This is a genomic window from Mesorhizobium sp. P3_A10 (assembly GCF_056403175.1).
In genome coordinates this window covers 105,595-119,630 of sequence record NZ_JBFUFZ010000005.1, presented here as the reverse complement: position 1 = coordinate 119,630, position 14,036 = coordinate 105,595, and the positions used below count along the sequence as shown (strand labels likewise).

Here is a 14,036-nt window from a genome sequence, read left to right as displayed (position 1 = left end):
CATTTCCGTGAAATGGTGAAACGCTCTAGAGGCTCTAGAGGCTCTAGAGGCTCTAGACCGGCTTTGCCGGTTGGCGCATTGCCGAATAGGTGAGCAGCGCCGAGGCGAGGTACAGCAGCAGGAAGACGACGTTGAGCGACAGCACCAGATTGGGCGTGTCGCTGATGGTGGTCAGCACATAGGTCAGCAGCACCGCCTTCAGCCCGGCCAGCAGGCCGAGATTGAGCGCCCGCACCAGCGTCTGGCCGCGCGCGAACAGAAGCTCGGCCTGGTACTCGACCAGATTGCGCAGTCCCGGCACGCAGATCGCCAGCGCCACCAAAGGGGCGGCCTCGGCGACATTCTTGCCCAGCGCGTTGGGGAAGAAATGCAGCACGACGCCAAGCGTCGCCAGTGCCAGTGTCGAGACCAGGAAGACGCCGCCCTCGATGCCGCTCTTGACCACCAGGCGCGACAGGAGTTCCGGCGCCCGCATCATCCGCTGCACCAGCATCATCGAGAAGGTGCGGATCGGGATCGCCGTCAGGTCGACCAGCCGCATGATGATGGCGTAGATACCGGCCAGATGCGGCCCGCCGATCGCCAGCACCAAGAGCTTGTCGAATTCCGACTGCAGATAGAACAGCACTTCGGCGCCGGCGACATAGATCGAATCGGCGAGGCGCCTGAGATAGAGTTCGGTGCGCAGCCTGAGCCGCTGGCGTGGATAGTAGAAGCCGAAGGCAAGCAGCAGCGAGGCGGCGTTGGCGCCGATGTAGAACCACGACCAGACCGAGACGCTGTGCTGTCCTGAAAGCATGAACAGCACCGCGCCGAGTGCGCGGAAGGCCGTGGTCACGATTGCCAGCACGGCGGCGCGGCCGAATTTGCCGAGCCCATTGTTGACGATCAGCACCACCTCGACCGGCCGCCACAAGAGTGTTTCGGCAAAGACGATCGCGGCGAAGACCGCCAGCGGCACATTGCTGGCAAAGAAGATCAGGTAGACGCCGTAGGAGGCAGCGGCCAGCAGCGGCAAGGACACAACGCCAAGCAGCAGGAAGCCGGCGGTGAAGGTGCCGATCAAATTGGGGCGGATGGTGGCCGTGCGATAAAGTGCTGAGATGAAGCCAAAAGCGAGGATGCGCGACAGCATGACACCGGCCGCCGACGCGGTGGCGAACATGCCGAACTCGGCGATGGACAGCGTGTTGGCCAGCGCGATGAAATAGGCGAGCGAAAACACCAGTCGCCCGCCGGCGCCGCTGATCGCCGAGAGATAGTCGCGAACCAGCCCCCGTCGTTCGGCCAGAAAGGTGCCGATCCGGGCGAGGGGCCGCCTTTGCGGTATGTGATTGGCCTGCGTCATATCTCGCGTAATGCCTAGCGCGGAAAGCTTAACGTGCGGTTTTGAGCCCCTTTATTAGCCTCCGCAAACATACAACCAAAGAGAGAAACTGCGTCCTCAAATCGCCGAAATTAACCTTTTGTTTCCTATGCCTGTTTAGCGTGGCTTAACGATTGGCTGACTGCCGCTTCCAAGCCGCCAGAGAGTAAGCTCCAAGACAATGGTCGACAGGCAAAACCGTGAAGACTGGAAGCGTGAGCGCTCCTTGCTTGCACTTGGCCAGGCTGTGCGCGGCGAGGAAGAGGCCGACGCTTCGCTGGTTTCGCTCGGCGACCGCGCCGACTCGTCATGGCGCGAGGATGCCGCCACGCGCCATCGCGTCGCCCGCTCGCAACGCGAGGCGCGCGCGACTCCATCGCCTGCTGTGGCCCCCGAGACATCCCAATTTCAGGCTGGTTCGGAGGCTGAGGTACGGCTGGAAGCGGACAGGGTTCGAGGCGGCTACCCGCAAGCCAGGCTGCGCGACCAGCCTGCCGGCGTCTCCGAGGGCTACCGTCCCAGCGCTGCCGCCTATGAGCCCCGATACGCCGGTAGCGAGCACCGGTCTTCCCGCGACGATGCCGACAGCCAGGAATGGAAACCGCTGATCGATCCGATGAAGGTGATCGGCGGCATTGCCAGGTCGAAGATGCTGATCGTCACCACGACGATACTGGGCGCGGCACTCGGCGTTGCGATCGCTTTGTCGACGCCGAAGAAATACGAGTCCTCCACCGAAATTGTCGTCGATCCGCGCGACCTCAAGCTCACCGAGCGCGATCTCACCCAGTCGGTCGTTGCCTCCGATGCCACGCTGGCACTCATCGAAAACAAGGCGCGTCTGCTGACTTCCGGCAACGTTCTGAGCAAGGTCGTCGACGACCCCAAACTCGATCTGGTCAACGATCCCGAATTCAATGGCCAGGGCTCGGGCGGGCTCTCGATCCGCTCGCTGATCCACTCTTTGTTCTCGCACGACAAGAACGGCGCGGTCGACCTGGCGCGCCGCAAGTCGCTCGCCATCAGCAATCTGGCCGAAAGCCTGTCTGTCGAGCGTGGCGGCAAGACCTTTGTCTTGACCGTTGGCGCGATCACACAGAGTCCCCAGAAGTCCGCCGATATCGTAACCACGGTAACGAGGGTCTTCATCGAGGCTTCCCGCGCCATGCAGTCCGAAACTGCCGGCCGCGCAACCAACGAATTGACAGCCAGGCTCGATGAATTGCGCAAGGGCGTCGAGACGTCCGAACGCAAGGTCGAGGATTTCAGGGCAACGCATGACCTCGTCGACGCGCAGGGCCATTTGATCAGCGACGACGAGATGCTCAAGCTCAACGAACAGCTCGCCATCGCCCGCGCCCGCACGCTGGAACTCAACGCCCGGGCTGCGTCGGCGCGCTCGCTCGATGTCAATTCGGTTCTCAACGGCACTTTGCCGGAAGAGATCAACTCCAACACGATGAGCGAATTGCGCTCGCAATATGCGGCGCTGAAGCAGGAGGCCGACCGCGCCGCGGTGCGGCTCGGGCCGCGTCACCCCGAACTGCAGGCGCTCGGTGCCCAGCTTGCCGGTTCGCGCCAGCGCATCGCCGGCGAGCTCGCCCGCATTGCCTCGTCGCTGCAGGTCGACCTGAAGCGCGCGGTCCAGCTCGAACAGAGCCTTGCTTCCCGGTTGGCGCAGCTGAAGGTGCGCAGCGGCGATGTCAACGACGACCTCGTCACCTTGCGCGAACTGGAGCGCGAGGCCACCGCCAAGCGTTCCGTCTACGAACAATATCTTCTGCGCGCCAAGGAGACCGCCGAGCAGAAGGACATCGACACCGCCAACATCAGCGTTATGTCGCCGGCCTACATACCGCTTGAGGCGAAAGGCCCTTCGCGTGCTGTTACCGCGCTTGCCGGGCTGCTGCTGGGCATGGCCGCGGGCATTGGCCTCGGCGCCATGCGCGGCGCCTATCAGAGCCTGCGCGAGACCGCCAATTCCCGCTCGCGCCGCAGCCCGGACGAGCGGCGCATAGCTGTCGAAGACAAGGCATATCAGGCACCGCAGCCGCCTGCCCCTCCGGTCGAGAGCGTTCGCGCTGAACGTTCTGGTCTGTTCGGGTTGTTCTCGGCTGTGGGCAAGATCATGCCTGGCAAGGCATCGACACAAAAGTCCTCCGATACCCGCGCCGCTGAACCCGTCTCACCCGCGACGGTCGAAAGTGGCTATCCGAGGCAGGGGGCTGCTTTCTATCCGGCGCCCGATTTCCGGCAAGACGCCTATGCTGCCCACCCGCAACAGCCGCCATTGCCCGCTCACATGATGCCACAGCCGCCGATGTATCCGGCCCCGCATGACCAGGCCTACCCCTATGGGACGCAGCCTGGCTACCCGCCGGTGCAAGCCTTGCAGATGCAGCCACCGACCGGCACCCCCTATCCGCAGCCGATGCCGCCCTATGCGGGACAGACACACTATCGGCAGCCCCCGGCTGCCGCGGCACCACCGGTCGCCAATCCCGCCGAGCAGACCCAGGTCGAGGAAATCCGCAACAGCCTGCGCGAATTCCGCGAAGCGGTCCGCGAACTCACCGAAAACCGCTCGCGCCGCCGCTATTTCTAAAACGTCCAGCAGCGAATAAAACATGCCGGTTTCGGGTTTACGGCATCTGACGGCGCTCTGACGGGATTGCCCGGTCGAATTTTCGTGAAAATGCCGCACAAATTGCATGTCGCCCAAAAGTGCCGAGCGTTTTTGGGGCAACGGCATGCGTGAACAAGTGCCAAAGCGCCCAGTACTGCGCTTTGGGTGGAACGGTGTCGAAGGATAGTTCATGGCCGAGTTGATTGACGGAAAAAGCGTCGCCGAAGACGTGGTGCGCACGGTCAAGGCGTACACCGCCGAATTGACGGCCAAGGGCGCCAGGCAACCCGGTCTTGCCGTGGTCATCGTCGGCGAAGACCCCGCGAGCCAGGTCTACGTCGCCTCCAAATCCCGCACCGCCAAGGAATGCGGGTTCCATTCGGTCCAGCACACATTGTCGGCGCAGACCTCCGAACAGGAACTGCTCGGCATCATCGGCGCCCTCAACGCCGATCCGGCCATCAACGGCATCCTGGTACAGCTTCCGCTTCCGGCCCATATCGACGCCGGCAAGGTCATCCAGACCATCGCGCCGGAGAAGGATGTCGACGGCTTCCATTTCATCAATGTCGGCAAGCTCGGCACCGGCGAGCTCGAAACCGCCTTCGTTCCCTGCACGCCTGCCGGTTCGATGCTTTTGATCGAACGCGTGCGCGGCAAGGACCTGTCCGGTCTCAATGCCGTTGTCGTCGGCCGCTCCAACATTGTCGGCAAGCCGATGGCCAACCTTCTGCTCGCTGCCAACTGCACCGTCACCATCGCCCACAGCCGCACCAAGGATCTGCCGGCGCTCGCCCGCACTGCCGACATCCTGGTCGCCGCCGTCGGCCGACCTGAAATGGTCAAGGGCGATTGGGTGAAGCCAGGCGCCACCGTCATCGACGTCGGCATCAATCGCATTGCCGCGCCCGAGAAGGGCGAAGGCAAGACCCGTCTCGTCGGCGACGTCGCCTATGCCGAGGCGGCGAAGGCGGCCGGTGCCATTACCCCGGTGCCGGGCGGCGTCGGGCCGATGACCATTGCCATGCTGATGGCCAACACAGTAGCCTCCGCCTATCTTGCGGCCGGATTGAAACGGCCGTCCTTCTGACCAGAAAGCCGCCAGCCTTGCCGAACCTCACTATTCCCCCGGAACGGCCGGTCATAACTGATCCCGTTCAAGGCGGTGGCCGGCAGTTCGCGTTCCTGCTGGTCGACAAGTTTTCGATGTTTTCGCTGGCGGCGGCAATCGATACGTTCCGCTCGGCGAACCGGTTGCTCGGCCGCGATTTCTATGGCTGGACGACGGTATCGGCCGACGGCGATTCCGTCATGGCCTCCAACGGCCTGCCGCTCAAGATCGACTACGCCGTTGCCGATCTGCCGCCGGTCGACATCCTGTTCGTCTCGGTCGGGCTGACCACCGAATTCCCCGGCAAGAGCAAGGTGCTGGCGGCGCTGCGCAGCTGGGGCCGGCGTGGCAACGCGCTCGGCGCGCTGTCGGTCGGTTCCTATCTGCTCGCTGAAGCCGGCCAGCTCGACGGCTATCGCTGCACCATCCACTGGGAAAACCGCGCCGGCTTCGTCGAGCGCTTTCCCGACATCAACTGCACTGGCAACGTCTTCGAGATCGACCGCAAGCGCTACACCTGCGCCGGCGGCACCACCTCGATCGACCTGATGCTGGAGATCGTGCGCGGCGATTTCGGCTCCAACCTCGCCAACGGCGTCGCCAACCAGTTCCAGCACGAACGCATCCGCTCCGCCGGCGATCGCCAGCGTGTCGGACCGGAACGCGACTTGACCGGCAAATCGGAAAAGCTGCGGCGCATCGTCGAATTGATGGCCGACCACCTCGACGAGCCGCTGTCGGCGGTACAGCTGGCGAAGTCGGCGGGGCTGTCGGTGCGCCAGGTCGAGCGCCTGTTCTTGCGCCACCTCACTGTCACTCCCGGCCGCTACTATATGCGGCTGCGGCTCGAGCGGGCGCGCGAATTGTTGCGCCAGACCAATATGCCGATCCTCGACGTGGCGATCGCCACCGGCTTTACCTCGCACTCCTATTTTGCCCAGAGCTACCGGCTGCAGTTCGGCCGGCCGCCTTCGGAAGAGCGGCGCACGACCTACTGAGCGGATTCGCTTGCTCGAAAGTTCGGCATTCGGCCCCGTAGCAGCCGCGTTCGGGCTTGTGTCCTGACGCCGCGTCAAATAGCTTTCCGGCCCGGATCAGGGCGGACTTGAGGAGACTTTCATGGCGGGACTTGCACGGAGCGTCGCTGCGGCGATTCTCCTTTTGTCGATGACGACGTTCGGCTTCGCGGCAAACAAGGTCATCATCATTCTCGACGCCTCCGGTTCCATGTGGGCGCAGATCGACGGCAAGCCCAAGCTCGAAATCGCCCGCGAATCGCTCAGGACCGTGCTGCAGTCGGTTCCCGCCGACGATGAGATCGGCTTCATGGCCTATGGCCATCGCGAGAAGGGCAGTTGCGACGACATCGAGCTGATCGTGCCTCCGCAGGCCGGTTCCGCCAGCGCGATCTCGGCCGCCGCCGACAGTCTGAAATTCCTCGGCAAGACGCCGCTGACATCAGCCGTCAAGCAGGCGGCCGAGGCACTGAAATACACCGAGGACAAGGCCACCGTCGTTCTCATCACCGACGGACTTGAAACCTGCGGCGGCGACCCTTGCGCGCTCGGCAAGGAACTGGAAGCGTCTGGCATCGACTTTACCGCCGATGTCGTCGGCTTTGGCCTGACCGCCGACGAAGGCAAGCAGATCGCCTGTCTCGCTGAAAACACCGGCGGCAAATACATCCAGGCGTCTGACGAGAAAGCGCTGCAGGAAGCGCTGGTCGAAACCGTCGCGGCACCCGCGCCTGCGCCCGAACCGGCGCCGGCTCCGGCACCCGCGCCCGAGCCAGAAAAGCCGGAATTCAATCTGCTGCCGACCTTGGTGCTTGCCGAAGGCGGCGATCCGGTCACCGACGGCAATGCCTGGGAAATCTACAAGGCAAAGTCCGATGGCACGCGCGGCGACAACGTCACCACCGAATACGGCGCCTACAAGGGCAATCTGGAGCCGGGCGACTACATCATCGTCGCGCGCGACGGCGAGGCCAGGACCGAACAGAAGCTCAAGATCGAGGCAGGCCAGGTCTACAAGCCGTTGTTCACCCTGAATGCCGGCACGCTCATCATTCATCCGCGGCCAAGCGCGGGGGCGGATGTCGTCGATGGGGCGGCAGTCGTGATCGACTATCCGGGCGCCGACAATCCCGCGACCTACTATGGCACCACCAAGACCGTGTTGCCGGCCGGCGACGAGAAGGTGACTGTCACGATCGGCCAGGGCGTGGCCACGGAGACGATCCCGCTCGCTGCCGGCAAGACGGTCGAAAAGGACATCATCGTCGGCGTCGGCCATGTCGTTGCCAACGCCTACTATACCGCCGGCGGCGACAAGGCCGACGGTTCGGGCATCGGCTTCAAGGTGTTCAAGGCGAAAAAGAAGATCGACGGCACCAGGGAAGAGGTGACTTATGCCTATGGTCCCGACAGCAAGTTCGATCTGCCGCCGGACGATTATGTATTGATCGCGACCGTCGATCTCGCCGTCGTCGAACAGCCATTCACCGTCAAGACCGGTGAATTCCAGGATGTGAAAGTCGCCATGAACGCTGGTGTTCTGGCAATCACCGCGCCCGGCGCCTCGAAGATCGAGATTTTCGAAGCGAAGAAGGACATCAACGGCAATCGCAAGTCGCTTGGCTACGCCTACGACCAGAAGTATCAGGCGGCGATAATGGCCGGTGACTATGTGGTCGTCTCGGAGAAGTCGGACAACAGCTCGAAGGAAGGCGCCGTAACGGTCAAGGCCGGCGAGCGGGCCGAGCTAACGGTGCAATAGCACCGTATGATCCAACGCAAGAAGGGCGGCCATGAGCCGCCCTTTTTCATGAACGGGACAGCAATCCGCTCAGGCCGTTCCGAAGGCGCTGGCGCCATGGTCGGCGCGGCCCACCAATTGCCTGAAGCCGGCAAACAGTTCGCGGCCGAAACCGAACTCATTGCCGATCAGGTCGGCGTCCGCCGTCCGGCGTAGGGCAAAATCTCCGGCCGGCACCAGCACTTCCAGCGTGCCGGCGTCGGCGTCGAGCCTGATGATGTCGCCCTCGTGGATCCTGGCGATCGGCCCGTCCTCGACCGCTTCCGGCGTCACATGGATCGCCGCCGGCACCTTGCCGGATGCGCCCGACATGCGCCCGTCGGTCACCAGCGCCACATGCTGGCCGCGATCCTGCAGGATGCCGAGCACGGTGGTCAGCTTGTGCAGTTCCGGCATGCCGTTGGCCTTCGGCCCCTGGAAGCGGATGACGGCGATAAAGTCGCCGGTCAGTGTGCCTGCCTTGAACGCCTCGTTCAGCCCCTGCTGGCTGTCGAAAACCTTGGCCGGCGCTTCGACAATGCGCCGCTCCGGCTTCACCGCCGAGGTCTTGATGACGGCGTGGCCGAGATTGCCTGACAGCACTTTCAACCCGCCGGTCGGCTGGAACGCCTTGCTGAACGGCGCCAGCACCTTTTCGTCGCCACTCACGCTGGGCGAAGCTTCGCGCACCACGGCGCCATCGGCGCCGAGCTTGGCCTCGACCGCGTAGGGCCGCAGGCCTTCGCCCCACACCGTCTGCACGTCCTCATGCAGGATGCCCTCGTCAAGCAGTTCGCGGATCAGGAAGCCGAGCCCGCCGGCGGCGTTGAAATGGTTCACGTCGGCAAGGCCGTTCGGATAGACCCGCGCCAGCAGCGGCACGGCTTCCGACAGGTCTGAAATATCCTGCCAGGTGATGGCGATGCCGGCCGCGGCCGCCATGGCGATCAGGTGGATGGTGTGGTTGGTCGAGCCGCCGGTGGCATGCAGGCCGACGACGCCGTTGACGATCGAGCGTTCGTCGATCATCCGGCCGGCCGGCGTGTAGGCGTTGCCGAGCGCGGTGATCGCCAGCGCCCGCTTCGTCGCCTCCCGGGTCAGCGCTTCGCGCAGCGGCGTGCCGGGGTTGACGAAGGAGCCACCCGGCGTGTGCAGGCCCATGATCTCCATCAGCATCTGGTTGGAGTTCGCTGTGCCGTAGAAGGTGCAGGTGCCCGGCCCGTGATAGGACTTGGACTCGGCCTCGAGCAGTTCCACCCGTCCCGCCTTGCCCTCGGCATAGAGCTGGCGGACCTTGGCCTTCTCGTCATTGGGCAGGCCTGTCGTCATCGGCCCGGCCGGGATGAACACCGCCGGCAGGTGGCCGAAGGTCAGTGCTGCGATCACCAGCCCCGGCACGATCTTGTCGCAGACGCCGAGATAGACGGCGGCGTCGAACATGTTGTGCGACAGGCCGATCGCGGCCGCCATGGCGATGACGTCGCGCGAAAACAGCGACAGCTCCATGCCGGGCTGGCCTTGCGTGACGCCGTCGCACATTGCCGGCACGCCGCCGGCCACCTGGGCGATGCCGCCGGCCTCACGCGCCGCCTCCTTGATCAGCGCCGGATAAGTCTCGAACGGCTGATGCGCCGACAGCATGTCATTGTAGGAGGTGATGATGCCGAGGTTCGGCACCCGGTCGCCGCCGAGTGCAACCTTCTCCGACGGGCTGCAGACGGCAAAACCATGGGCGAGGTTACCGCAGGACAGCACGGCCCGGTTGGCGGTGCGGTTAGATGCCTCGGCGATGCGGCTCAGATAGCGCTCGCGGCCCGGTTTGGAGCGCTGGCGGATGCGCTCGGTGATGGCTTCGATGTCGCGTCTGGCGGTCATGTTACAGGTCCTTTCAGGCGAGGTCCCGGAAACACCCTCCGGCTATTCGCCGGGACCCTCAGCAAGTTGAAATCAGGGTGCCCAGAAGACCTCTACGGGCCTTTCAGCTGCGTCGAGCACGGCGCGAATGGGTTTTTGCGTTCCCGGTCCCATCGCGCTCTCGAATGCGGTACGCTTGTCCTCGCTTTCGATGTGCAGTGCGATGAAGCCGGCACTGACGATCCGCGCCAGCGACAATGTCAGCCGCGGTTCGCCGGCACTCCTTGCGTGAACCGGCAGCACGATCCTTTCCGAAGACGGGTCGAGCAGCTTTTCCAGCTCGTCGGCGTCGGGAAAGAACGAAGCGGTGTGGCCATCGGCTCCCATGCCGAGCACGACGGCATCGAGCGGCCAGGGCAGCGCGCGCAACACCCTTGTGTCGGACACCGCCGCATCCTCGATGCTTGCGGCCTCGTGATAGAGCGGCACGAAACGTGCGGCGGCAGCCGCGTTCTGCAACAGATTGGCGGCAACCAGTCCGGCGTTCGAGCGCGGCGAGGAGGCCGGCACGAAACGCTCGTCGACCAGCGTCACCGTGACCTTGCTCCAGGCGATCGGGATGTTCGAAAGTGCTGCGAAAAACTTCGCCGGTGTCGTGCCGCCGGAAACGGCAAGCAGCGCCGTGCCGCGCTCTTCGATAGCCTCGCTCAGGCGGCCTGCAACGCGGCCGGCAAGGGCTGCCGCCAGGTCCGGGCGTGCCGAAAAGGCGTGCCAGTTGTAGGGCGCGCCGTTTAGTTGCTCTCGTGCCATGTCCGCCCGTCGCGTTCGATTAGCGCAATGGAAGCCGAAGGGCCCCATGTGCCGGCGGTATAGCCTTGCGCCTCCTGCCTGGCGCTCTCCCAGGCGTTCTGGATCGGATCGATCCATTTCCATGCCGCCTCGACCTCGTCGCGGCGCATGAACAGCGTCTGGTTGCCACGGATGACATCCATGATCAGCCGCTCATAGGCATCGGGCGCGCGGCCGTCGAAGGATTGCGCGAAGCTCATGTCGAGCGGAATCTGGCGCAGCCGCATGCCGCCCGGTCCCGGATCCTTGATCATGATGAACTGCTTGACGCCCTCGTCGGGCTGCAGCCGGATGACCAGCTGGTTGGCGAAAATAGGCCCGGCGCTGTCGCCGAAGATCGAATGCGGGATCGGCCTGAACTCGATGACGATTTCCGACACGCGGGTCGCCAGTCGCTTGCCGGTCCTTAGGTAGAACGGCACGCCCGACCAGCGCCAGTTGCCGATCTCGGCCTTGATGGCGACGAAAGTCTCGGTGCTGCTCTCCTTGCCGAGTTCCTCGACATAGCCTTTCACTGGTCCGCCGGCCGAGGCTCCGGCGCGGTATTGGCCACGCACCGTTTGCTTCGGCGCCTCGTTGCCGTTGATACGCTTCAGCGCCCTCAGCACCTTCAGCTTTTCGTCGCGAACGGCATCGGCGTCCATCGACGACGGTGCCTCCATGGCGACCAGGCACAGGAGCTGCAGCATGTGGTTCTGCACCATGTCGCGCAGTGCGCCAGCCTTGTCGTAGTAGGTGACGCGATCTTCGAGGCCGACAGTCTCGGCCACGGTGATCTGCACATGGTCGACATTGGCGGAGTTCCACAGCGGCTCGTAGAGCGCGTTGGCAAAGCGCAGCGCCATCAGGTTCTGCACTGTCTCCTTGCCGAGATAGTGGTCGATGCGGAAGATCTGGCTTTCATGGAAATCATCGCCGACCAGATCGTTGAGCGCGCGTGCCGAGGCAAGGTCGCGCCCGATCGGCTTCTCCAGCACGATGCGCGAGTTCGGCGTGATCAGCTTGTGCTCTTTGAGCTTGTGCGAGATGTCGCCGAACAGCGCCGGCGCCACCGCCAGGTAGAAGGCGCGGATGCGGTCGCTGTCGCCGATCGCCTTTTTCAGTTTGTCGAAACCGGCCCCTGTGGTGGCGTCGGCCGAGACATAGGAAAGCCGGGCCAGGAACGTCTTCAATTCCTTTGGGTCGATATCGGCCGGTTTGACATGGTCGGAAATCGCCTGTTTGGCGAAAGCCTGGAATTCCTCGTCGGTCATTTTCGAGCGCGACGTGCCGATGATCCGCGTCGGCTCGGAAAACTGGTGGTCGCGCTGGCGATGGTAGAGCGATGGCAGGAGCTTGCGTTCCGACAGATCGCCGGTGCCGCCGAAAATGATGAAGTCGAAAGGATCGACGGGGATGATCTGGCTGGTCATGGTCTGTCCGCTTTGACGCCGGTCACGAGTACGCGGCTGATATAATCTAATCGATTTAAATTTTCCAGTGCCACGGTGTCACATCTAAGTGTCGGAACCTGACCCTTGACACTGGCACAACCCGGAGGCTTGTCGGCGGGCGATGGTTCCGGGAAGCCTTCGCAGATGCAGCATAGAGCGGGATCGACGCGAAAGCCAAAGGAGAAATCGAGGATGGATGCACATCTTTCGACGGTCGTGGCCTGTTTGATACGCCGGCTTGCGGGACAATGATCCTCAATCATGGGTGAGAAAAGCATGCGCCTGGAAAACAAGGTGGCCATCATCACCGGCGCGGCGTCCGGATTTGGCGAAGGCATGGCCAGGCGTTTTGCCGAGGAGGGCGCCAGGGTCGTGGTCGCCGACCTCAACGCCAAGGGCGCCGAACGGGTCGCCAATGAGATCGGCGAGGCGGCGATCTGGACCCAGACGGACGTCTCGTTGCGCTCCGAATTCGACGAGATGGTCTATGCCGCCAAGAGCGCCTTCGGCCGCATCGACATCATGGTCAACAATGCCGGCTACACCCATCGCAACGGCGACATGCTCGATGTCAGCGAGGAGACCTTCGACCTGATCACCGCCGTCAACATGAAGGCGATCTACCATGCCGCGCGCGCCGTGGTGCCGATCATGGAGCGGCAAGGCGGCGGCGTCATCCTGACCACGGCTTCCACGGCCGGCCTTCGGCCGCGGCCCGGCCTCACCTGGTACAATGCCTCGAAAGGCTGGGCGATCACCGCGACCAAGTCGATGGCGGTGGAATTGGCGCCGAAGAACATCCGCGTCAACTGCCTCTGCCCGGTCGCTGGCGAGACCGGCATGCTGGAGAAATTCATGGGCGCCGATACGCCCGAAATCCGCGACAAGTTCCGCGCCTCGATCCCGCTTGGCCGACTGTCGACACCGCTGGATATCGCCAACGCAGCGCTCTGGCTTGCTTCCGACGAGGCCGCCTTCATCACCGGCGTGGCGCTTGAGGTCGACGGCGGGCGCTGCATCTGAGATGGGACCCATCCCAGATACATGGCGATGAATAGCCTCTAAGCGCCGGTCTTGATGTAGCTCTTGTAGATCCAGCCGCGTTTGCCGTTGTAGACGACCTCGCACCATTGCTTGCAGCCCATCACCTGCACCGATGTCTTGGCGGGCACGGTGCCGATGGCGGCTGCATTCTTCTTCGGGCCGCTTCGCATGGTAACCGCCCTCAGCGTGCGTCCGTTGCCGGCGGCAGCAACCTTCTGGGGTTTCGCGTTGGCCTGGGCGGGCTGCGGCAGGTCCGGTTTCGGGGTGGGAATGGCGGCGGTTTGCGCGCCGTCTGGACCGGCGTTCATCGCCGGATCGCCGGGAGCGGCGACCTTGGCAAGCTCTGTCGTGGCGTCGGTTTGCGCTGCCGATTCGGCGAATGCCGAAGATGGCTTCTCGTCTTGCGTCGGCTGGCTCGCCGCCTGATCGGGCGGCGTTGCTTCCGGGCCGGATACGGCCTTCGAGTCGGGCGCGGTCCAGCGCGGATCGTTGGGCGCCAGCGCCGATACCGCCGCCTCATTGGCAGCCACCGTCCGTGAAACCGCGTCGCCCTTGCGCGCCGCCGCTGGCGGCACGACCGCGGCGACCTTGGCGGCCGCGGGAACGATTTTCGTTGTCTTCACAGGAATGGCCGGAACGGTCTGCTGTTGGCTCGCGCTCGCTTGCCTGTCATTCGCCGGCAAAGCCAGCCACAGCGCCACCGCCGCCACGCCGAGCAGCGCTGCGGTGCCGACCGCGGCAATCACCAGATGCGAGTTCGACCGGACTTCCTGCCAGAAAGAGGGCCGCATATCGTAACCGAACTGCATGGCAAAGCGCCGTCGTTCCGGCGCGCCGAAACTGAAGGGCTCATTCACGTTCGCCACCTCCAATATGCGGGCCGATGTTCTTTCGATCAGTGCCGGAAGGCCGGCATTCGATCGGCATCGGTCCCAAAAACAAAGCGGGCAAGCCCGC

Annotated in this window: 10 protein-coding genes; 5 read left to right on the top strand and 5 right to left on the bottom strand. The window is 63.9% G+C overall.

Annotation, left to right across the window (positions count from 1 at the left end; all coding sequences use genetic code 11):
* Window positions 1-52: 52 nt before the first annotated feature.
* Window positions 53-1,348, bottom strand: a complete 1,296-nt coding sequence (locus tag AC1DXU_RS19995; RefSeq protein ID WP_477371768.1) for a lipopolysaccharide biosynthesis protein — start codon at window positions 1,346-1,348, stop codon at window positions 53-55.
* Between the two features lie 199 nt (window positions 1,349-1,547).
* On the opposite strand from AC1DXU_RS19995, the gene AC1DXU_RS19990 reads away from it, so the two are divergent.
* The 4 genes from AC1DXU_RS19990 (at window position 1,548) to AC1DXU_RS19975 (ending at window position 7,881) form a co-directional block, all read left to right on the top strand.
* Window positions 1,548-3,971, top strand: a complete 2,424-nt coding sequence (locus AC1DXU_RS19990; RefSeq protein WP_477371766.1) for a GumC family protein — start codon at window positions 1,548-1,550, stop codon at window positions 3,969-3,971.
* Window positions 3,972-4,182: 211 nt separating this feature from the next.
* A complete protein-coding gene (folD, locus tag AC1DXU_RS19985; protein ID WP_477371764.1) occupies window positions 4,183-5,082 on the top strand; it encodes a bifunctional methylenetetrahydrofolate dehydrogenase/methenyltetrahydrofolate cyclohydrolase FolD in 900 nt (299 codons plus the stop codon).
* 17 nt (window positions 5,083-5,099) lie between these two features.
* Window positions 5,100-6,101, top strand: a complete 1,002-nt coding sequence (locus AC1DXU_RS19980) for a GlxA family transcriptional regulator (RefSeq protein WP_477311739.1) — start codon at window positions 5,100-5,102, stop codon at window positions 6,099-6,101.
* A 121-nt stretch (window positions 6,102-6,222) separates the two neighbouring features.
* Window positions 6,223-7,881 (top strand): vWA domain-containing protein, encoded by a 1,659-nt coding sequence (locus tag AC1DXU_RS19975; protein WP_477371762.1) that lies wholly within the window; start codon window positions 6,223-6,225, stop codon window positions 7,879-7,881.
* Between the two features lie 69 nt (window positions 7,882-7,950).
* Here the strand turns inward: AC1DXU_RS19975 and edd are convergent, their stop codons facing one another.
* The 3 genes from edd to zwf form a co-directional block, all read right to left on the bottom strand.
* Complete coding sequence (edd, locus tag AC1DXU_RS19970) at window positions 7,951-9,774, bottom strand: phosphogluconate dehydratase (protein WP_477371761.1); 1,824 nt, start codon at window positions 9,772-9,774, stop codon at window positions 7,951-7,953.
* A gap of 72 nt (window positions 9,775-9,846) precedes the next feature.
* Window positions 9,847-10,563, bottom strand: a complete 717-nt coding sequence (pgl, locus tag AC1DXU_RS19965; RefSeq protein WP_477371760.1) for a 6-phosphogluconolactonase — start codon at window positions 10,561-10,563, stop codon at window positions 9,847-9,849.
* Window positions 10,545-12,014 (bottom strand): glucose-6-phosphate dehydrogenase, encoded by a 1,470-nt coding sequence (zwf, locus tag AC1DXU_RS19960; RefSeq protein ID WP_477311743.1) that lies wholly within the window; start codon window positions 12,012-12,014, stop codon window positions 10,545-10,547. Before zwf ends, pgl begins: the two co-directional genes overlap by 19 nt.
* A 297-nt stretch (window positions 12,015-12,311) precedes the next feature.
* Between zwf and AC1DXU_RS19955 the strand changes: the two genes are divergently transcribed.
* A complete protein-coding gene (locus AC1DXU_RS19955; RefSeq protein ID WP_477372244.1) occupies window positions 12,312-13,058 on the top strand; it encodes an SDR family oxidoreductase in 747 nt (248 codons plus the stop codon).
* A gap of 38 nt (window positions 13,059-13,096) precedes the next feature.
* On the opposite strand, the gene AC1DXU_RS19950 is transcribed toward AC1DXU_RS19955, so the two are convergent.
* Window positions 13,097-13,936, bottom strand: coding sequence for an SH3 domain-containing protein (locus AC1DXU_RS19950; protein ID WP_477371758.1), 840 nt, complete (start codon window positions 13,934-13,936; stop codon window positions 13,097-13,099).
* Window positions 13,937-14,036: the final 100 nt, after the last annotated feature.